Annotated in this window: 14 protein-coding genes and 1 pseudogene; 3 read left to right on the top strand and 12 right to left on the bottom strand. The window is 36.9% G+C overall.

The window, feature by feature from the left end:
• Positions 1-57 precede the first annotated feature (57 nt).
• The 6 genes from tnpA to SLP02_RS05295 all read right to left on the bottom strand — a co-directional run bounded on the left by tnpA (position 58) and on the right by SLP02_RS05295 (position 6,715).
• Entirely contained in the window at positions 58-462 is a 405-nt protein-coding gene (gene tnpA, locus SLP02_RS05320; protein WP_319419610.1) for an IS200/IS605 family transposase, read from the bottom strand.
• 67 nt (positions 463-529) lie between these two features.
• The gene (gene dndC, locus SLP02_RS05315; RefSeq protein WP_319419609.1) at positions 530-2,146 is read right to left on the bottom strand and encodes a DNA phosphorothioation system sulfurtransferase DndC; all 1,617 of its coding nucleotides are present in this window, start codon (positions 2,144-2,146) and stop codon (positions 530-532) included.
• A gap of 90 nt (positions 2,147-2,236) precedes the next feature.
• Positions 2,237-2,704 carry a hypothetical protein gene (locus tag SLP02_RS05310; protein ID WP_319419608.1) on the bottom strand — a complete coding sequence of 156 codons (468 nt, stop codon included), beginning with the start codon at positions 2,702-2,704 and terminating at the stop codon, positions 2,237-2,239.
• A 5-nt stretch (positions 2,705-2,709) separates the two neighbouring features.
• Positions 2,710-4,689, bottom strand: a complete 1,980-nt coding sequence (locus SLP02_RS05305; RefSeq protein WP_319419607.1) for an AAA family ATPase — start codon at positions 4,687-4,689, stop codon at positions 2,710-2,712.
• A gap of 2 nt (positions 4,690-4,691) precedes the next feature.
• Entirely contained in the window at positions 4,692-4,889 is a 198-nt protein-coding gene (locus SLP02_RS05300) for a CxC ATPase DNA modification system associated small protein (protein WP_319419606.1), read from the bottom strand.
• A gap of 2 nt (positions 4,890-4,891) precedes the next feature.
• Complete coding sequence (locus tag SLP02_RS05295; RefSeq protein WP_319419605.1) at positions 4,892-6,715, bottom strand: DEAD/DEAH box helicase family protein; 1,824 nt, start codon at positions 6,713-6,715, stop codon at positions 4,892-4,894.
• 552 nt (positions 6,716-7,267) lie between these two features.
• Between SLP02_RS05295 and SLP02_RS05290 the strand changes: the two genes are divergently transcribed.
• The gene (locus SLP02_RS05290) at positions 7,268-8,227 is read left to right on the top strand and encodes an NAD(P)/FAD-dependent oxidoreductase (RefSeq protein WP_319419604.1); all 960 of its coding nucleotides are present in this window, start codon (positions 7,268-7,270) and stop codon (positions 8,225-8,227) included.
• 363 nt (positions 8,228-8,590) lie between these two features.
• Here the strand turns inward: SLP02_RS05290 and SLP02_RS05285 are convergent, their stop codons facing one another.
• From SLP02_RS05285 to SLP02_RS05275, 3 genes and pseudogenes are all read right to left on the bottom strand, one after another.
• The gene (locus SLP02_RS05285; protein WP_319419603.1) at positions 8,591-10,813 is read right to left on the bottom strand and encodes a glycosyltransferase; all 2,223 of its coding nucleotides are present in this window, start codon (positions 10,811-10,813) and stop codon (positions 8,591-8,593) included.
• A 608-nt stretch (positions 10,814-11,421) separates the two neighbouring features.
• Positions 11,422-11,868: pseudogene (locus SLP02_RS05280) on the bottom strand (DUF547 domain-containing protein); the annotation flags it as partial.
• Positions 11,869-12,110: 242 nt separating this feature from the next.
• Positions 12,111-15,107 carry a UPF0182 family protein gene (locus tag SLP02_RS05275; protein WP_319419602.1) on the bottom strand — a complete coding sequence of 999 codons (2,997 nt, stop codon included), beginning with the start codon at positions 15,105-15,107 and terminating at the stop codon, positions 12,111-12,113.
• A 498-nt stretch (positions 15,108-15,605) separates the two neighbouring features.
• Between SLP02_RS05275 and SLP02_RS05270 the strand changes: the two genes are divergently transcribed.
• Positions 15,606-16,337 (top strand): pyridoxine 5'-phosphate synthase, encoded by a 732-nt coding sequence (locus tag SLP02_RS05270; RefSeq protein WP_319419601.1) that lies wholly within the window; start codon positions 15,606-15,608, stop codon positions 16,335-16,337.
• Between the two features lie 113 nt (positions 16,338-16,450).
• Here SLP02_RS05270 and lptC read toward each other — a convergent pair whose 3' ends face one another.
• The 3 genes from lptC to metG all read right to left on the bottom strand — a co-directional run bounded on the left by lptC (position 16,451) and on the right by metG (position 20,102).
• A complete protein-coding gene (gene lptC / locus SLP02_RS05265) occupies positions 16,451-17,656 on the bottom strand; it encodes an LPS export ABC transporter periplasmic protein LptC (RefSeq protein ID WP_319419600.1) in 1,206 nt (401 codons plus the stop codon).
• On the bottom strand, positions 17,607-18,200 hold the full coding sequence (locus tag SLP02_RS05260; RefSeq protein WP_319419599.1) for a LabA-like NYN domain-containing protein: 594 nt from the start codon (positions 18,198-18,200) through the stop codon (positions 17,607-17,609). The genes lptC and SLP02_RS05260 overlap by 50 nt, the downstream gene beginning before the upstream one ends.
• 306 nt (positions 18,201-18,506) lie before the next feature.
• Positions 18,507-20,102 carry a methionine--tRNA ligase gene (gene metG / locus SLP02_RS05255; protein WP_319419598.1) on the bottom strand — a complete coding sequence of 532 codons (1,596 nt, stop codon included), beginning with the start codon at positions 20,100-20,102 and terminating at the stop codon, positions 18,507-18,509.
• 453 nt (positions 20,103-20,555) lie between these two features.
• Here metG and SLP02_RS05250 point away from each other — a divergent pair, with 453 nt between their 5' ends.
• Positions 20,556-21,284, top strand: a complete 729-nt coding sequence (locus tag SLP02_RS05250; RefSeq protein ID WP_319419597.1) for a lysophospholipid acyltransferase family protein — start codon at positions 20,556-20,558, stop codon at positions 21,282-21,284.
• Positions 21,285-21,336: the final 52 nt, after the last annotated feature.

Raw genomic sequence — 21,336 nt, 5'->3', positions numbered from 1 at the left:
TTCCGTAAATAGGCAAATAGAATTTGCAGCTATACATACAATGTCCGCCTGCGCGGACTATATTTCCCAATGACTAATAAAAGACTTTTGCTTGTGATGATCTTCTTGATTTCGGATATAGTTAGCAACGCGATTGATTCCGCTATGACTCACGGTAAATGCACCATAACTTCCTTGCCATTTAAAGAATTGATTTGGTCTAATAACATGGTTGACACAATGAGATGAACTACCCTTAACTTGCTTGGCCAAACTGGCAATAGTAATTGTTGTGGGAAATCCCGCTAATAGATGAACATGATCTTCAATTCCACCTATAGCAATTGCGGTACATTTCATTTTTTTACATTCATTGATGATTACAGCATAAATCTGCTGCTTAATATCAGCAGTAACTAAAGGTAATCTGTCCCAAGTTGCCCAAACGCAGTGGATATACATTTGCGTATAGTTATTTCTCATTTACTAAATTTAAAACCGCGCAGGCGGTTATTGTCCGTGTAAGAGTGATTTACAATCGCCATAACTATTAAGATTTGGGAGCAAATTTGATACTTCCCCAACCAATTTTATCTTCTTCTAAATCATTGCTTGGTTTATTTAACTGTTCTACTTTTTCTCTTACCGCTTGAATATCACCTTGTTCAGCAGCAGTTTTTAAGTTATATTTTTGATGAGCATTTGCGATCGCATCTTCTTGACTTCTAGAACTAGTATCAAAGCACTTTTCTAAGCTTTCATAGATACCCAGACGACGATTCTTAGTATGAAATTGCCTTTCTGTATCTAACAGCTTTGACATCAATTCCAACTGCATCTCATCATCACATATTTCCTCTAAAGTTTCCCACTCATCATTACCCAATAGCTTCTCATCCGCACCAATTCTAATATCTTTGAACTCTTCTCCTGTTACTTCTTTATATATGCGAGGCAGACTATCATCAAATTCATGTTTTTCTTCCAGCCAAATCCTTCTGATCTCGCTTAATTCTTCATCAGTAATTAAACTAATATCTTTAAATTCTTCTGGCGCATTTTGTCTAACTTCTACTTGTGCTTCTAATACTTTTTTCAGCCAAATCTCTCGCCACTTTCTAACATATGGACCAGGAATATTTTTAATAGTTGTTTTTCCTCTTTGTTCACGTTCAAAAAGTTGTACCTTACCACGAAGACGACGAAAATCTCGCCGATGGCGGTCTTGATGAATATCCAGTTCATTACGTATATCTAATAAAGGTTGCAGCCACTCTTTCTCTTCATCGTTTTGAATCATAGCTTCCATTGACCTGTCTTTATTTACTAGAGTACAGACCCAACAGCCAAATCTTGAATCTCCGCAACTGGGTGTCGAAGTATCAACGACCAGAGGACACTCATTATCTTCAGTCGCACCACGATACATACTAAATAAATCTTGGTTACTTTTTCCCCAAGGATTCTGGCACTGCATAAGGTACATCCAAACCTCATCATCTCGCCATTCTTGAATCGGACTGTAAATCACGGCATTAGGTAACGTATCACTGTAGCGCAATGAATTAGATAAATTAGAATCAGACTGTAGTAACTCGCTGACCTCGCCTATTTCATATTTAGCCATTGTTGCTGCCCGATTTGTACTCTCAGCTTTACGAGTTCCCAAAACCAAAACAGCTTCGCCACTAATCCTAATTACATTACGAATAAAGTGATTTGTGGGATGAATTTTTAATCTCTCAGTACACCAACGAAATCCATGACGAGGCGCAGGATAACCTTTTCCCATTAAATTTACCCAGAACGTATCTTTAACATCAGGGGCAAGCAAATGAGGTTCTATGGGTAAGTTTTGCTCTTGGGCAGCAGTCTTCATCTGTTCTAAAGATTTACTCACCCAATGGGACACAATGGGGTTTTCTACAAGAGTATCTGTAGTTATGACATAAACTTTTTTAGTTCTTTTTTCTTTGGGTAAAGCGAATAAAGCATTCCAAATAAGCTGCAAGGTAACTGTAGAATCTTTACCACCTGAATAACCAATGACCCAAGGCACAGCATCAAGACAATATAATGCTTGTATTTCCTGAATTAATTTGTCAATGTGAGTAAACAATTCAGGTACATTACGTGAAGCTGGCAATGAGGTTTGTTTCTGTGCCATGTTATCTAACCAGTATTTATCAAAACTATTAAACAACTCAATTTGACGATAACAGGAAAATGCTTAGTTTTTTTAATAAATTGTGCAAAATTAATTATTGTACGAATCTTGTTTTAAGTTTTGAATCAAAGAATAATACTTTCTAACAAAAGTTTCGATTGATCTAGGTCGCTCATCAATGTTCTCACACAAGATATCAAAACCTCCATGAGCATATTGATTCATTAGCTTGATACCTGTATCAGATAGATATGGTGGAGTCGTTACAACTAATTCTGAGATTCTACTATAGACAGATGTACGCTCTTGCAAATCTATACCTAAGCGAGAAAGCTCTGTTTCAATTAAAAGACCTACTAACAATTTTCCACGAGAACGAAAAGCACCAGGAAAATATCTAGTTATTTCCTTGACATTATCTAAATTCACTTCTGTGTTTCTGCGTCTTGTAATAAAACCAGGTATTACACACAGATAATAAAGATCGAATAAATCAGGATAATTGTTCTCTATATCTCTGAACCACTTCCTAGCATCTTGACGTAATTCAAAGCCCAATTTTTTTAAACCTCATCATCTAAATCGAATTGCTCAAAAAATTCTTTCCCTTCTACTAATACTCCATCAGTTGTTTCTGTAACAATTCTGGTATCTAGGCCTTGCCAAATATCTTCCATTTCCAATGTTTGACGAAATAAGGTCAAATATTTAACTTCTTGGTTTGCTGCTTGATACAGTGTACTTATAAAACCTTGTCTTTCACTAGAAATAGTAAAAGCCAAAAATTGTTCTGAAAGAGAAGGAACAAGACCTGCTACTTCTGTTCTAACATTAAGGTCAAGGGAAATAGCAGGACTATCAACAATAAAGGGCAGTTGATAGGTGCTTTGGTTAAAAAGAGTTGCTAAGAAAGCGTAACTAACAGATAGCGTTTGACCTTCGCTAGCTCCTCTGCGATTTTTTAACTGAAGAAAATCTTGAATATCTTCCAAAATAACTGGATTGCGGGTTAGTAATTGAGAGATGCGCTGATTGGTTTCATCAATAACAAATTTTCTCAGTTTCTCCCTAGCTTGTTTACGAGATAAGGTTAGTATGTCTCGAATAATTTCTGTTTTCTTTTTTAATGCGATAGTATTTGTTGCTTCAGCAACATCATATTCAGCTTTTTTAATCAAATTTATTAATTCTTTTAAACATTTCGTGTCATCACTAGGATTGCTTAGTGGATATCTCTCTATTTTTTTCAGTTCTGCCTCGCAAGTTTCAAGTTGATGTTTAAATTTATTAAGACGCTGTTGCTTGCTTTCTAATTCTGAATCGCCTTGCTCGAAACGCTGCTTTTCTGTGGCATAAATTTCTGTATTAAGATTGTCTCTTAGTCTAATAGAATCTCTTAATTGTTCTAAATTTTTTTCGAGTTCTTGATAAGATTTTATTGTATTGCGATCGCAATAATTAGCAATATCTGATTTAATACTATTTAGAACCCCAACTTCATCTTCTCCTAGATATTGACTGGCACGCTCTAAAATAGCCTTACTCGCTTTTTCATCAATATGGCGATTACATACACATTTGTTTGCTCTTGATAATTCTTTAAAAAATTCTTGTGATGTTGAACTAGGTAATTTCAGACTATCCAAATTATCTTTAAAATTGAGAAGAGATATACCAAAATCTGCAAATAGTTTTTGTGGACTACGCATCTGTTCAATAGTTTGCTGAAGCTCTAAGCTTACAGTTTTTTCTGCGCGTGTAAAATCATGCTGTAGCTTTTTTAACTGCGCCCCCAAATCTTTATCTTTATTGAAAGCAATATTGTATTCTTGTTCTGCTCTCTGAATTTCTGTGCTTAGATACGATTTTTGTGAATGCAGTTCCTTTTTTTTGGCTTCTATTGCTTTCTTCCTTTCTTTTAAATCTTTTAATTTATTATTCCTCTGTTTTAATGCTTGTTCTGTTTTAAATCCAGCATTTTTTGTATGGTTTTCCCAATTTTGTTGAAATTCGTTAGAAATGTCTTCAAGTAAAGACAATTGAAACAAAGAATCTATAGCATCACGGGCGCGTGTTTGTTTGGAATCTAGTAAATTACGAGCTAGTTCTCCATTAAAAACAAACAGACTGACAAATTCTGGATTCAAAAATTTTTTAATACTTGGTGGTGGTAAAAATCCATCTTTAATTCCAGCAGAACCATAAGTAGTTCTGTAACTTGCTTTTTCTCGATTAAAATCGAAATTTAGCTCAAACGTGAGCAGCTTATCGTCGAGTGACAATTTGACAATAAATGAACCCGATGGAGCAGAATTATTATTATTGCGAAATTCTGTTATATGCTCTGGTGTCCATTGCTTTGCCGAACCTGATAAAGTAGCTCTTAAAAGATCGAGAGTGGTTGTTTTCCCAGTGCCATTGGGCATTTGGATGAGAGTAACTTTGTAAGGAGTTTGACTATTTTCGGGACATAAAGATATTTGATGGTCTGGACAGCGTAAATTTAAAGCCGACCACCCCAGTATACTAAGTTTTAAACTCATTGCTATTTAGTAATATTAATATTGATCGCTTCTAAGATAGTGTTCAAATAAATTTGAATTTCTTCTCGATTGTTTAAATCGAAAGTGCCGTTAGATAATTCTTCAAGTAGATTAACTATTTTTTGAGCAACTTTATCTGATTGATTGCTATTGTGTACTGCTTCTAGAACTGATTCTCTAACTTTTATATCTATAGCCATAATTAAATAATTTCACAACGAATTTTCAATAAGTCAGTTAGCCATTCTTTGCGAAGCTGGTCGCTATTCAATTCTGTCTTGTTTTCATCTTGATTTCTAACTAAATCGACAATAATAGCTTTCTTATTAGGATTTTTACGATCTTTACGTAAGCAACGCCCTATTCTTTGTATTGTTTCCAATTTAGCTTTAGATGATGAAAATAAAATTACTGAGCGTAAAGATTGAATATCAATACCTTGAGAAATTTTATGACAGGTAACTAAGCAAGAAATTTTGCCATCGGCAAAATCTATTAGGTTTTGTTGATTATCTTCAGCATAATAAGTATGAAAATTGTGAATATGCTTATGAATAATATCAATAACTTGGTCTCCGTACTGACGTTCTTCAACGAATATAATACATTGCTTTAGTATCTCTAAATTATTGACAATAAATTGTTCAAAATATGGCAATTTAGCAATCGAGACTTTATGAACTCTGGCTAAAGCAGTCCAAAAATCTTTTTTAGACATGGGATTACCCGCTCTTTTCTTGGCTGACTGACTTCTGTAAAGAGACTGTATTTTACCTTTGTCTTCATCAGAAGGTTCGTACTCTATTGGATAATAATCAAGCTCACAAAGAATACCGCGACGAATAGCTTCTTCAATACCAAATTGATAGATTACAGAGCCAATATGCTCCTCGATAAATTCTGTCCCTTCCGAATCGTATTCACGTTCTGGTGTAGCACTCAATCCCAATCGATAACCAATTCCATCTGAAAGTCCTGTTAAATCTTCAATCATTTGTGGACTGCCAAATCCATGAACTTCATCATAAATAACTAATAAGTTCTTTCTAGTAGAATAAGTGAGCGTTCTTAAAACATTACGTAAAGACTTAGAAGATATAACCAAAATGCTATTCTCTGACTCTAGCTCGTATTCATCCTTTTCATAAAATTTGTCATAATGTCTTAAAACTCTAAACTGAGGATTTAGATTACTAGCAACTGTGTATAACTGCTCTACCCACTGATTTAATAAATCCGTGCCAGTGGTAGTGATAATAATAGTATTAATCTCTCTGACATTCACCAAATGCTGCAAAATAGAAATTGCGGTATGAGTTTTACCCGTGCCTGTCGCCATTTCCAAAATTCCGCAACGATATTTGAGAAAAGCATTTTTTGCTTCTATTTGATGTTGCCAACGATTTTTTGCTTGAGTTTCAATTTGATATCCTCGATCTCTATTTTCTGATACCGATTTAGATTTAAAATTAGATTGAGAGACAAAATTTAGTTCTAATTCTGGTTTTTCATTTGGACATAATTGAAGCAAAGATTTTTTAGCTGCTTCAGGTAATTCAATTACATCCAAATTATTCGTTTGATTATCCCATAACTTGTTAAAGTTATCTGCTTTGCGTAACGTTCTATCTTTAATTGCTGTTTGCCAAGAACAAAAAACATCAATACATTCAAAATTGTTAATTAGAGCAGTTGCACTTTCATTAGCTGAACCTGTAAACGCAATGATGTTCCCCCTAGTATCTTCAAAAATACCAAGTTTTTCATGATAGATTCCTCTGTGTCGAATATTTTTAGGAATGGCAAGTTTGATATCAAGTAGTTGCTGACTTAATAACCAAGCCAGACAAGCTAAACGATCTTTAACTACTTCACTAAATTCTTGCTCTAACTCTTTTTTAGTAACTTCAGCAATTATTTCTTCTCTTTGTTTAAGTCCTTTGATAATCGCTTCAACGTCTTCGTCAGATAATTTGGGTGATGCAATCAACTGCATTTTTCCACCTGCATGAATTAAAGCTTTCAAACCTTTGGCAGCAATAGCCATTGAAGTGCTAGAAAAAAAACCGACTGCTCTTTTATAAACTATCGATTTTTCTAAACAGGGAATATAAAAGTCCTGTACTATCGAACAGTCACTGCTACGATATTCATCTTGAATAGTTAGCTCATTTAAGCTCAAATTAACCCCTTTAATAGAAAAATTACTCTTAATATCTAATTTTCCCAAAAAATTAATTTAAAATATACCACTTTGTTTAATTAAGTAAAAATATGCAAATGAAGTATCATATCTTTGTAGCGATCGCTTCGATAATGATCTTGAATACTTATATCTTGTAAGCTCAATTAAATGCTAAGAAGTTTTGACTATCTTGAGATTTATTATTCCTAACGATAACTTGAAATTGAATTACGATCGCCTTTTGAGAAAATTTTTGACAGGAAAGCTAACCTAGAGTTATTTTGTCACAAAAGTACGCAAATTCAATCAGAATATTTGTAACCAGATCCATCTCAGATGTATCCTGAATAAATATAATAAATATAGATTAACTATTAACTGAGGATTGGCATTTTGGATACACACGAATATGATGTTGTCATTATTGGAGGCGGTCCTGCGGGCTGTACCTGTGCGCTGTATACCTCAAGAGCCAGCCTCAAAACGGTTATTATAGACAAGAATCCTGCGGTTGGCGCATTGGCTATTACCCACAAAATTGCTAATTACCCTGGGGTATCTGGCGAAATGAGTGGGGATGAATTGCTTAAAAGCATGAGAGAACAGGCAGTTGAATATGGTACTGTCTATCAGCGCGCTCAAGTTTTTGGTATTGACGTTAGTGGCGAGATGAAAAAAGTCTACACGCCAGAAGGCACTTTTGTCGGTAGATCTCTAGTACTAGCTACAGGGGCAATGGGTCGCAGTGGAGCATCTTTTGAAGGAGAGTCAGAGTTTTTAGGTCGTGGCGTTAGCTATTGTGCTACCTGTGATGGAGCATTTTATCGCGATCGCGAAGTGGCTGTAGTCGGCTTAAACCAGGAGGCTGTTGAAGAGGCGCAGTTTTTGACTAAGTTTGCTTCTAAAGTTCACTGGATTACTTTTAAAGATCCCAAAGAAGAAGACCATCATGCCCACGATCTATTGGCTATGGCTAATGTCAAACATTGGCGACGTACCCGTTTAGCGTCTATTGAGGGTAATGATTCTGGGGTAACAGGAGTTAAAGTAAAAACAAAAGGTGAAGAAGAACCATTACCCCTAGAAGTAGAGGGGGTCTTTGTCTATCAAAACGGCTCTAAGCCGATTACAGACTTTATTGGCGATCAGGTAGAAATTAATCCTGACGGTGGTGTGAAGGTGGATGATGATATGTCTACTAGCGTTCCTGGGGTTTGGGCAATTGGAGATATACGCAATACTCCCTATAAGCAAGCTGTGGTAGCTGCGGGAGATGGGTGTATTGCTGCTATGGCTATTGATCGCTATCTAAACCATCGCAAAACAATCAAGCCTGACTGGGATCATACATAAATTTGGAAGGGGCGTTAAAACCCAACAACACCCTCATCACGCGCTTTGGAAGTTTCCTCCAAAGACGTGACTTCTTTAATAAAGCTACTATGTAGATAGCCAATCAAAAGGCTTAAAGCTTAAAGTTGAGAGTCTATAGCTTTTCTTGGTAATCGTCAACCATTAAACCTCTTGCATGAATAGAAGATTAATCATTCTTGCTCCGTCCCTATGCTTGAGGTTTCCTCAAGCGGGGCGGTGCGCTTTTTCCCTTTAAATTCGAGACCCCGCGTCGCCGTTAGGCGCAAGGGAATGCTCGAATTACTTTCCCCTTTTCCCTCTTAAATAAGCAGTTCATAGTGATTTGTGCAAGAAGTCTATTAGTTAATACTGTATTTTTAGCTGATTAACTTTCTTGGAGTTCAAAAACATCAAAGGTCTTAGTAAAAGCTTGAATAAAATCAATACGGACTGTAATTCATTAGGAGTGTTTCGTATCAGCCATTGACCAGGACGGCAATACAACATCTGAACTAATTCTCGCTGCTGCTCAATGTTGAGATTCTGGAACTTAATAACCGCTCGTAAAGAACCATCTTGGGTATAGCTGCGGGTTATTTTTCCTGAGAGGAATAATATTTCTGGTATTAGTTCAACTACTACATCTGTGGCTAAGTTGGTTGTCTGTTCTAAGAATATTTCTACTCCCTCTTCTGATACTTTTTGAGTAATTCCTGAGTAGGCAAAGTTACCACTATAGATATTGACTTCTTTTTTTCGGTCAAACCATTCATAAAAACTTGGCTTGGGTAAATCTAACAACGTCATCATGGCAACGGTAATGGTTAGCAAATTATAGCTACTCCAATACAAAGCCAGATTGAAACTAGCATCAGGAGGATTAAGAATACTCATGCTAAAGCTAATGACAGTGGCAACAAACAAAATAGTCATGGGTAAAGCCAATGACCAATTGTAGTTAAATCTGTTTCTAGCCATACCTTTAGGGGTCACTTTAAATCCTTTGCCAAAGGGACTAAACATTACCTTGAATACGGTAATGGTAACGGGGATAGCCTGAACTAGTGAATACACATCAGATAGTAAAATAGAGCGCGATCGCTTGTTCATCCAAGCAAACACAGTTAGCTGCATTACGTAATAAGGCAAGAAGATATAAACAAGTTCTGATAAGCTGGCTAAAACAGGATTAACTCGAATAAAAATACAGACTAAAGGAAAAATCAAAAAGAAAACGCGGGGAATGCAGGTAAACCAGTGAAATATGCCGTCAAAATGCCCTAATCTTTGCCACAAATTCAAACCGCGAATAGTTAGAGGGTTGGATTTGATAAAGAAAGCCTGTAAAGTTCCTCTCACCCAGCGTAGACGCTGTTCGATATGTGCGCCAATACTTTCGGCTGACAAACCAGCACTCAGTTTTTCATCTAGATAAACTAAGTCGTAACCTTTAGCAGATAATTTTATACCCGTAAAGTAATCTTCACACAATGATTCGGTAACAAAGTAACCAATTTCTTCTAAGGCTTTTCTTCTGGCAACAAAGGATGTACCTGCACAGACAACGCTACCAGCACCGTCTTTGATGGGCTGTAAATGACGATAAAAAAGCTCTTCTTCGGAAGTTAGAACCTTTTGCAACCCAAGATTATGAGCAATAGGATCGTAGTTATAAAAGCTTTGGGGAGTTTGGACTAAAGCAACCTTGTCTTGCTGGAAAAAACCAACGGTACGTTCTAAAAAATTAGTTGTAGGTACAAAATCAGCATCAAAAACCACTACTAATTCGCCATTGGTTTTCCTCAAGGCATTATTTAAATTACCCGCTTTAGCATGGGAATTGACAGATCTGGTGATGTAGTGACAACCCAACTCTTGAGCTAAATGCCTAATGCTTTGTCTATTAGTGTCGTCGAGAACATAAATTTTTTTATTAGAGTAGTCTATTGCCTGACAGCCGATAATGGTTCGTTTAAGAATAAAGTCTGGCTCATTATAGGTAGGAATCAAGATATCCACGCTGGGACTGTATCTATTTTCTTTAACAGCCACGCTATACTTGTTTGCTTCTCCTTCTCTATTTTTGACGGTAAAAAACAGTAATGCTTGCAATGCGCTACCAGTCATAGCTAGTAGTTCCATCCCTAATAACAAAATGCTAAAGATGCCGTCTACTGGATCGGCTAGATTGAGAGTAGAAAGCGATCGCCACAAAAAGTAGCGGATAAATAATGCCAGCAGAATAGTCGCTACTAAGCGTCTTGACCAAGGTTTAGGCTGAGGAGATAACTTAATTACAACTTGTGCCAGGAGAAATAAAACTAGGGTAGGCACTAATAAATAGTACTTATTGCTTACTTGAGGAGGGTTTAACCAACTAGGAGAATTTTGTTCAATTAAGTGTAATTGAATAAATAGCTCAGTTACATGACTATTACCTAGTAACCAAGAAATTGCGATCGCTCCTAGGCAACCCGACACAGATAAAATCAGCAAAGTAGGGATACGCAAAGGGAATCTTCTCAATGACTTCCTAGCAACGTAAACTCTTCTTTTCGCTCCTGAGACTGGCTTGATGGTTTGCATTATTTATCAGAGTTTTTATACCTATTCAAGTAGCCACAGCTTAACAAAGGATATGTAAATTTCTCGTTAATATACAATTTTATCAAGGGTAGCTGTTGCTCACTTTATCTGGTTTTTTACTTTTTATAGTTTGAGCGTTAGCTGAATTTAATTAACTAAATCTTAAAAGCGTGCGGTTACCAAAAATTCAATTTGCAGCAGGTAAATTGAATGAATTTCAACACATTGATTATGAGTCGTAAATTTTAGTTTCTAAATTTACAAAAACATTTCAAAACAATTGACATACAAAAAGCTACTTAAATACATACCTTGTATTAGATGCAGAGAAAAATTAAAAGTACTTAGTAATATTAGGTATTTAATTTAAAAAACTAAAAGCAGCAAATACATTGACATTTTCGTCACAGTTTGTCGCAATTTTTGATGCACCTACTAACTAAATTTAGCAAGTATTTCTTCAGACATGATGGTCTTTTATAAGACCATAAGTTAATAGTCTACAAATTTAGCTAAGTAATATATAGTAGGCAACACTATGCAACTATTTTTTTAGAAAATAAAATTTTAGACCAATATTTGTGATGTAAAATAAAATTTTGCATTTGTTATTGCTTATTTAATGACCAATCATAATCTAAATACTTTACTTGATAGTCATTTTGTTCTATGTATTGGCGATCTACAGAATTTAATTTAGTACTAAAATAATTTAAAACTGCTCTTTGTTGTTCGTTGCCAGCAAATTGATCTTCAACACCGTAGGTTTTGATAAAGTCTTTGCCATACCACTTAAAGATAGAAGATAAATAAACCTTATTATTGGTTTTATTGATACGCAAACCATGAGGACTAGAGGCAAATTTGGCGGTCTGATTATTTAACTGAGTATCCAGTTCTTCTGGAAAATAGGGTTTATTAAGCAAAGGAGGACAGCTAATAGCTGCACAAACTAAAGCTACATGAATCCGAGGTTCATTAAAATTTTGACGCAAAGTATCATGCTCAATATTATCAAGAGTTTTTGCCGATCCTGCTAAGGTAAATTGGCGTTTATTCCATAACCGCTTTTTGTTGTATTAATAGCAAATCTAAATTAGGGGAATATGAGATTTGTAAAAAATAAAGATTATTGTAGGGACGAACGGTGAGACAGTTGCGGTGGGTCGAGACCCCGCGTCGCCGTCAGAGCGGGTGGAAACGGCTCCGTCCAGGAGCCATGTTCCACACCCGCTAGCAAGGGAATGCTTTGCGATGTCGAACCCGAAGGGCCGTTCGCCCCTACTGACCTCTGGCTTTACTGATTAGTGTTTACATTCTCTAAAGGTCGGATAATAGCTTTAGGATCGCTTTTGCCATTAAAGATTGTCTCAATAGCTTTATCCAAAGTCTCTGCCATCACGATTTGATTATCGTAAACGACAATTACTCTCGCCAAAGTAGGTAAACTATTTTCTTCTGCCTCAATATATAAAGGCTCGACGTACAGCAAGGACTGATCGATGGGAATAATTAAAAGATTTCCTTGGATTGCTCTCGATCCTTGTCGATTCCAGAGAGATATTTGTTGAGAAATTACGGGATCTTGGTTGATTAAAGCCTCTATTTGATTTGGTCCGTAAATTAGCTTTTGCTTAGGAAATTTGTAGAGTAAGAGTTTGCCGTATTCTGCGCCGTCGGATCTGGCTGCTAACCAAGCAATTAGATTAGGACGACTAGTAGGAGTGTAAGGATGCAGTAAAATAAATTCTTCTTTGGTAGCGGTAGGTAGCTTCATGATTAGGTAATAGGGTGCTACCGCCTGGGATTTTGTGCCATAAATTTCTTTAGGAATTTGCCACTGATCCTCTCGGTTGTAAAATACCTGGGGATCTGTCATGTGATAAGTAAGTAGCCTTTCTGACTGGATACTAAATAAATCTTCGGGGTAGCGGATGTGTTGACGCAATTCTAAAGGCATCGCCGAAAGAGGTTTAAATAGCTGAGGAAAAACCTTGTCCCAGGTTTGAATTATAGGATCTGTAGGGTCAGCAATATAGAAATCTGTCTTGCCATTGTAAGCATCCACAACAACTTTAACGGAGTTGCGAAGATAATTAAAACTATTTTTGCCTGGATCGGAATAAGGATAGCGATCGCTGGTAGTATAAGCATCAATGATCCAGTAAAGATAATCCCGATTATTAGTTTGATTATCGGGTTTGGCAGCGACTAAATAAGGATCTTGGTCATAATTGAGAAATGGGGCGATTTCTTTTACCCGTTGTTTGATACTGCGTCGAAATAGTAGCTTGGTATCAGCAGTAAAGTTTTGGGCAAACAGCATCTGCCAATCTTTAAGGTATTGGGCAAACAATACCCGTTGGAAATAGTTGCCAATTTTAATTCCTCCTGTACCCTCATAAACTGTATAAACATTTTCTTCACCACTAGGAAAATCTAATTCCCGAACCTTAGTAGAGGTCATAACATAAGGATTGGTCAATTCACCGTAATAAATGCGGGGTTTACCGATAGGTATACTTTGACGAATTACCTCATCAGATATTGTTAAAGTGCCTGATTCTTGGCTACCTGTACCAATATCTTTAACGTAGTAGTAGGGCAAACCTCCTGCTGCTACGCGATTAACGGGAGACAAAGTAAAACCATAGCCATGAGTGTAAATTAGATGCTCATTAACCCAGGTTTTGGCGATATCTAAAACTTGACGATAATCTAACTCTCTAGCGGCAATAATTACCTGCTGTTTGTAGGCTGCTGCATCTTTACCTAGTAAATAACGATCGATGTCCGCATTATAAAATTGATAGTAAGGACGAATTTGCTGGAGTTGACGGTTAGTTTGCAGGATGGGGCGAGTATCCCAAAGACGAATATTTTTAATCGTCGAATCGTTATCTCGTATATCTTGAGCAGTTAATTGACCTTGAGGGTTAAATGTCTGTGCCTCAATATTATCTAAATTAAAAGCCCTGCGGGTCATCTTAATACTACGCTGAATATAAGGTCGTTCTTTGACTAACTCGTTAGGTTGAACTACTAAACGCTGCACTGTGGAACTCAAAACACTGCTAAGAGAAAAAATCAATAGATAAGCTGCAAAAGGTAAAACCAGAAAAACAATTCGTTTAAATTTGCGCTGTTGGATCTGGAGATTTTGATAGCCAGTCCAGCTTTTATAAAACAACCAAACAGCAGCAATAAGAGATACAGCAGTTAAACATATTTCAATAGGTAGCTGAACTTTGATATTGGTATATCCTGCACCATAAACTACTCCACGAGAGCTATAGAGTAAATCATAGCGATTAAGCCAGTGTTGCAAAGCCAAGGCAATCATTACTACTCCACCTAAAAAAGACAGATGACGCAGTTGAATTTTGGCAAAACCAGGAAAGCGACCCTCAGATAAACTATTGCCCGATAGTAGATAAAATAAGGCACAAGATATCAAAGCAAAGCAGGATAAGCCAGTTAACCAAGATTCTACTAACTGCCACAAAGGTAAGCGAAAGATATAAAAACCAATATCCTGATTAAATTGTGGGTCGATAAAATCAAAGTTAGATAGATTTAAAAAACGCAAAAATATTGTCCACTTGCCCGCAGCAATCAAGCCAAAAATCAGACTAATTAAAATGGCGATCGCTCTTAAACTAACTTGAGGTTTCCACAACAGCAAACCGACAAAGATAACAACTATTGCTAACTGCCGTAGATAACTTAAAAGAAAGCCCGTAACATTAGCCAAATTAAAGGCATCTAAAGGCGGTTTTAAGGTGGCAGCAATTTGCGGTAGCTGGTAACTGGTCTGCCATATAGTCAAAGCAGATTGAGCATAGTTTAAAATAATGCAGGTAATGCCAACAGCAAGAGCGATCGCTGCAAATAATAATAAAGGTAATTTTAAACGAGGAGAATAAGTCTTTTTGTCTGGATAACGTCTTTTAGGTATTTGTTTGCCCCAGGTAACTTTATCCGCCTTTGGCAAAGCTAATTTTTGTTGAGGAGTATAGGGAATACCCGCATCATACCAATCGTCTTTTGGTAACCATTGCCACTGCCAACGCTTTGTCTGCCTGAGATTTAGCCATAAATATAGTATAGAAATACTAGTGACTACAAAGCAAAGTAGATATTGACTCAGCCGACGAATTAGAAAAGTTGCCAGGTAATCTACTTCCTTAAACCAAAGAATTTCTGCAAACAACCGTGCCGAAAACTCAAATATCAGCCACAAGCCTACAATAATTGCGATCGCGCCTAATACTGATTTATAAAGCCGTTTCATAGAATTAACAATTGACAATGACTGAATATCATTATTTAAATTCTAGGCATCAGGTAGGATGATGAACAACTTACCTCAAGACGCAGAATGTTAAACTCTTAAAAATTAATCTGAGTTTGCTGGTAATTACAACGCTTACCGCATCTAGTCTATTAAGCGTTGATATCGTTATGAAACAATTGTTCTATTGTATGACTTAAGAGCTAGTTTATTGAGTATTTCTCGACTCCACTGGTTTACTTTTTATAGATGTTTTGGTCAAGGCTGAGTTTATAAGATTGAATCTGTAAAGGTTATCGGGCTTCGCCCTTGAAGGCAGAGGCGCGACGTGCAGAGGGCGCTTATGTCGTATACTTCATCGCTTCATGATTGTTCTGCCTTCGTTTATTACTCTTGACGCGAGATCGCACTCCGCGCACTGCATTTGTCAGTTAATTCGTTGTTTAATATTTAATGAAGGGTAAAAAAGCCTAAATTAGCAATTAACATAATTAGCAAATGACAAATCTCAGCGTCAATTTAAATAAAGTGGCATTAATTAGAAATACTCGTAATATTGGTATTCCCAGCATTACAAAAATGGCACAAATATGTATTGATGCTGGTGCTAAAGGAATTACGGTTCACCCTCGCCCAGATCAAAGGCACATTCGACCAGAGGATGTTTATGATTTGCTAGAGGTGGTAACTCCCGTGGAATTTAATATTGAAGGGAATCCTTTGGAAGTTTCTTTCATGGAAATTGTCCGCCAAGTAAAGCCGACACAATGTACTCTTGTTCCTGATACCCCTGACACCTTTACTTCTGATAGCGGATGGGATCTAACTAAAGATCAAGAGCGATTGATTCCAATCATTAAAGAGTTACAGAGTCTGGGAAGTCGAGTTAGCTTGTTCATGGATGCAGATGTTGAGCAAATTAGTCTTGTCCCTGCTACTGGTGCAGAGCGAATTGAACTCTATACTGAACCTTACGCTACGGCATATCGGGAAAATAAAGATTTAGAAGTTACTTGGCAACAGTTTGCCGATGCAGCACAAAAAGCTCAAGAGTTAGGTTTGGGAGTAAATGCAGGACACGATCTTAACCTTGACAATTTGGGCAAGTTTTGTACCATTCCTAACATTTTAGAAGTATCTATCGGTCATGCTTTGACAGCGGAGGCTCTGGAAATGGGATTTGCCACCACGGTTAAAGAATATATCAAGATTTTGGCTCAATCTGCTTAGGATAAAAATACTTTTTCCTTGAAACAGCTATAACTCTTCCGATCTGTGACCTCTGACTTAAAACCAGTCAATCATGAGGAAATTAATTGGAATGACTATAAATTCAAAATGACTCAGTTATCGATAACTGAAGTAACTTGTTGTTTGCCATTGCTAGTAACGACGATGTTGTTGTTGCCCAAAGTACCTACTGCTTTTTCTCCAGTTAATCTGGCTTTTGGATCTGTTTGCTCGTAAATTACATTATCGGTTGCTGTAATTTCTTCTGTATCGATTTTCCAGGTTAATTGACGAGCATACAATTCTGATTGCTTTTGCTGATTGATTCCCCGCACTCCATCTTGTAATTTAGCTATTTGCTGCTGAAGGTTAATTTCGCCTGCGTTACCTGTAAGGCTAGTTTGGCGATCGCGATTTAAAATCTCAATTGGCTGATTTGTTTTACCGATCCGCTTTTGATAATCCCAGGTTAAAAAATTGGTAGCCGCCTGTAATTTTGGCTGAAGCGATCTAAATTCAATATTGTTGTGTAGAGTAGCAATGTTTTGAGTTAAATTAACTTCAGCGCGATCGCTTACTAATTTATCGGTAACGGTTTCAGCTTGGTCGAAGCCTACTATTTCAACCGCACCAGGGCTTTTAATCTGGTTTTGAGCAACATTCCAGATCAGGCGATCGCACTTTAACTGCAAGGCAGGTTTATCCGTCGTAGCGATAACATCGCCCTGTATTTCTAAGCTTTCACGGTCAGTAAAATACTTGCCTGATTTGGCAGTAACTTCTAAATTAGAACCGATAGCTTTTAAGCTGTCTTCAATCGACAACAAATTTTCTTGAGGTCGCCATTCTACAATGTTGCTTTCAATGGTGCTTTGGTTGCGGGGATCGCTGGCAATTACATCTTCTTTTAAAACTATGACGTTGCCATTATCTCGAACTTCTCCATTGTTGGCACTAATTTGCAAGATTATCTTGCCATCTTGTAATAAATTGCCCACAACCTGACTTAAATTAGCGATCTCTTTGTCTTCACTGTAGGTAATAGTATCAGCCCTAATTTTCCAGACTGTATTATCTTGCGGATTAGACTGCTCTAAAATAGCGTTGTTTAAAACTAACTGAGTATTTAATCTAGTCTTCTCTGCACTTTTAGGTTCGGGTTTAGGTTTGAGATTGGGAGGCGATGTTTGACAGCCTACAAAAATAACCAGCAATAACATTAACAATAAACTGTAGGAGAAAAGCAATGCCTTCCTCCTCAGAGATTTTCTAATCATCCAAGATGCCAAATCCAGAAAAACTGCGATAGGGATCGCCATGTTTGGTATTTTTTTGAATGTCTTCTTTTATTTGATCCAAATCAATATAGCGATCAGCTACATTAATTAAGCTATCGCTAGTCATCGATCGCAAGCTGACAACTTCTACTCTTGCACCACGATAACTAACTGCATCTACTGCATAAGCAAGATCCCCGTCGCCACTGACCAATACGGCAGTGTCATAGGCAGATACCAAAGCCATCATATCCACGGCAATTTCTACGTCTAGATTGGCTTTTTTAGAGCCATCTGGTAGCTGTACTAAGTCTTTGGCAATGACGCGATAACCATTACGGCGCATCCACAGTAAAAAGCCCTGTTGTTTTTCGTTAGTGCGATCTACTCCCGTGTAGAAAAACGATCTGAGTAATCTTGAACCTCCCGTAAGACGGTACAAGAGTTTGCTGTAATCAATTTCAATACCTAGCTGTAGTGCAGCGTAAAATAAATTTGAACCATCAATAAAAATTCCCACCCGTCCTCTATTTTCTAAAATCTGTTCAGATGTAAAGATAGGGTCACTTCCGAAGTTGTCCAACATTTTATTAAGCCTCGTTTTTTATCCAAAAAAGTTTTTCTATTTGGGTGGATTAACCCTGTAATTACTGACCGCATCAAGCAGCCAAACCGAGTATTCTAGTTTTATAAGTTAAGCTCAAGCTTTTAAAATTTTGACCGCGTAAGGCGGTGTAAAGTTGACTGTTAAAGTAAATAATCAATTTTCTATCTATAATTAATTGGTATAGATATGCTTCAATATCAACGATAATGTCACTGTGGCTTGTCGTTTATGCTAGTAATCTTATATCAGTAAAAAAATATACTGTGTTAAGTTAATCGTCATAATTTAATCTTTCGACGGTAATTCTAATTTAGAAAAGACTGGACTAGCCTTATCTAGTTTTTTATTAATAGATAGTTTGCCCCACTGTGAATGAATCAGAAAATCTTCCTTTGTCTGTACTCGATCGCTACTGTTAAAATCCCAGTCAAACCCTAACTGTTGATAAATTTTGCTGCTGATGTCGGGGATCACAGGAGACAACAAGTAAGCCGACAAACGTACAGACTCTAAGACGGCATATAAAATATGTTCTACCTCAGATTGTTTTTGCTGCTTAAATAAACTCCAAGGCGCACTGTCATCAATATATTTATTGCAAGAGCGCACCAAAGTTAATATTTCTTCGCAAGCTCGACTAAATTGCAGATTTTCGTAAGCTAAAGCCACGCGATCGCCTAAATCCATGCCAATACTAAAAAGTGGATGGTCTGAATCATAGTCATCACTGTTTAACTGCGGAACTTTACTTTGGCAATATTTGGTTAACATCCCCAGAGTTCGGTTAAGCGAGTTGCCCAAGACATTAGCTAAATCGTTATTAAGCACTTCAATAAAACGAGTTTCATTAAAATCGCCGTCTTTACCTAACTCAATTTCTTTGAGGAAGTAATAGCGTACAGCGTCTGCACCATACTTATCTACTAGCTCAAAGGGATCGACGGTATTGCCCAAAGTTTTTCCCATTTTGAGTCCATCTTTGGTCAAAAAGCCATGACCAAACACTTTATTTGGTGAAGGCAAACCAGCAGAAGCTAACATAGCTGGCCAATAAACTGCATGAAAACGTAATATATCTTTACCAATTAAATGTAAATTAATCGGCCACCATTGAGACAAGGCATTATCTAAAGTTGGTTCTTGATTAGGTTCAAGCAAAGCGGTAACATAGCCTAAAAGAGCATCAAACCAAACATAGATAGTGTGCTTTTTATCTACAGGAACAGGAAAACCCCAATCTAAATTAACGCGGGAAATAGAGAAATCTTTTAAACCTTGTTTAACAAAGTTGATAACTTCATTGCGTCGCGTAGCTGGCTGGATAAAATCTGGTTGGGACTCATATAGTTCTTCTAAATATTGCTGATAGTTAGAAAGACGAAAAAAATAATTTTCTTCATCCCGCCACTCTGCTTGCTTGCTAGTGTGGATAGCACAATGGCGATCATCGATTAATTCTCGTTCTTCCTTGAACTCTTCACAAGAGACGCAATACCAACCCTGTTGGCGATCAAGGTAGATATCACCCTGTTGCCAGACACGCTCAAAAAACTCATTAACAATTGCTTGATGATTAGGCGCAGTGGTACGACTAAAGCGATCGTATTTGATGTTTAATTGTGACCACAGAGATTTAAAGCTTTCAACATTGCGATCGCAAAAAACTTGAGGCTCTAAGTTTTGTTCAACAGCAGTGCGCTGAATCTTTTGTCCGTGTTCATCTGTTCCAGTAATAAATAAAACAGATTTTCCCTGCAAACGCTGAAATCTAGCAGCAGCATCAGCCACCATAGTAGTGTAGGCACTACCAATATGCGGTACGCCGTTAACATAATAAAGGGGAGTAGTTAAAGCAAATTTATGATGATCTGTATTATTCATTTAAAAAAGAGCGATCGCTTTGTCCAAACCAAAAGGATATATGTTTTATAGCCTTTTGGGTTTGAGAGCAATATAGCCGATAAAATTGATGTTCAATACGCTTTAATCTAACTTTTAAACTTCTCTAAAACAATTATCTTAATAGATTGAAGGGCTTTAGTTTAGTTTAAATAAATTATGATAACTATATGTAAATGATATCAATTACAAAATGGTGGTTAATTTGGGGTTGAGGAAAATACTTAATAATTTTTCTACTTCGTTAACAAAGTGATTAAAAAACTGTATTAACTTTAATTAATCATTGCAGCTTCAATATAATTTTTGTAAATTGAGAAAACATAAAACCTTTGTTAATTGTTGGACTGTGCTTCATACTATAGATAAGCCTAAACTGGCAACAACATTAAGGTATTATTCACCTTGCCTTAGATCAGCTAATAATCTGTTTAAATGCCATTTATTCCACCTCGTTTAATCGCTCAGTCTTTAATATCGGCAGTTAATTTAAATTTAACTCTATCTTATGGCGATCGCATTCCCCAAGATATTCCGACTATTGTTATTAGCAACCATCGTAGTTTTTTAGATGCACCAATTCTGATTAAAACAATTCCTTATTCTTTGAGAATTGCCTGTCATCATTACATGGGAGAAATTCCAGTGGTCAAAGAAATTGTTGATTCTTTAGGCTGCTTTCCCCTGGCTGAAGCCAATCAAAGACAAAAGCAGTTTTTTGCCCAGGCAAGCAATCTTCTTGCTTATAGACAGTGGGTTGGTTTGTTTCCTGAAGGTACTAAACCAATGATTGAGCCTACCGCACCCAACGAAATGGGCGAATTTCAGCGTGGTTTTGCTCATTTAGCCTGGAGAGTTCCTGTTAATAATTTAGCTGTTTTGCCAGTGGCGATCGCTTCAATTTCAGAAACAAATTATTCCAGTATTCCTATTAGCTGGCTTAAGCAGTTTGATCGCCATGAACCGTTTTTTGAACACCAGGGGTTACATCCAATGTTGGTTTACCACCGCGTTAAAGTATTGATCGGTCGTCCCTACTTGATAAATACGGCACAAAAACAGGAGTATAAAGGTAAACAGGCAAAAATACTCGCTACAGACTTAACTAACTATTGCCAGAATCAGATCACAGATTTATTACAAGAAGGGACTTATAAAGGATGAGTAAGAAGTAAAAAGTAGTGAATGTCATAAGTAAACCCTTCATCGGTTGCTG

The sequence above is a fragment of the Pleurocapsa sp. FMAR1 genome (genome assembly GCF_963665995.1).
In the GTDB taxonomy this organism is placed as follows: domain Bacteria; phylum Cyanobacteriota; class Cyanobacteriia; order Cyanobacteriales; family Xenococcaceae; genus Waterburya.
Note: the sequence above shows the minus strand (reverse complement) of the source record. Positions and strands in the feature narration are given on the sequence as shown.

Coding starts and splice junctions, on each gene's coding strand:
- tnpA (WP_319419610.1), bottom strand. CDS start 462: ATGAGAAATAACTATACGCAAATGTATATCCACTGCGTTTGGGCAACT.
- dndC (WP_319419609.1), bottom strand. CDS start 2,146: ATGGCACAGAAACAAACCTCATTGCCAGCTTCACGTAATGTACCTGAA.
- SLP02_RS05305 (WP_319419607.1), bottom strand. CDS start 4,689: ATGAGTTTAAAACTTAGTATACTGGGGTGGTCGGCTTTAAATTTACGC.
- SLP02_RS05300 (WP_319419606.1), bottom strand. CDS start 4,889: ATGGCTATAGATATAAAAGTTAGAGAATCAGTTCTAGAAGCAGTACAC.
- SLP02_RS05285 (WP_319419603.1), bottom strand. CDS start 10,813: ATGCAAACCATCAAGCCAGTCTCAGGAGCGAAAAGAAGAGTTTACGTT.
- SLP02_RS05275 (WP_319419602.1), bottom strand. CDS start 15,107: ATGAAACGGCTTTATAAATCAGTATTAGGCGCGATCGCAATTATTGTA.
- SLP02_RS05270 (WP_319419601.1), top strand. CDS start 15,606: ATGACAAATCTCAGCGTCAATTTAAATAAAGTGGCATTAATTAGAAAT.
- lptC (WP_319419600.1), bottom strand. CDS start 17,656: ATGGCGATCCCTATCGCAGTTTTTCTGGATTTGGCATCTTGGATGATT.
- SLP02_RS05260 (WP_319419599.1), bottom strand. CDS start 18,200: ATGTTGGACAACTTCGGAAGTGACCCTATCTTTACATCTGAACAGATT.
- metG (WP_319419598.1), bottom strand. CDS start 20,102: ATGAATAATACAGATCATCATAAATTTGCTTTAACTACTCCCCTTTAT.
- SLP02_RS05250 (WP_319419597.1), top strand. CDS start 20,556: ATGCCATTTATTCCACCTCGTTTAATCGCTCAGTCTTTAATATCGGCA.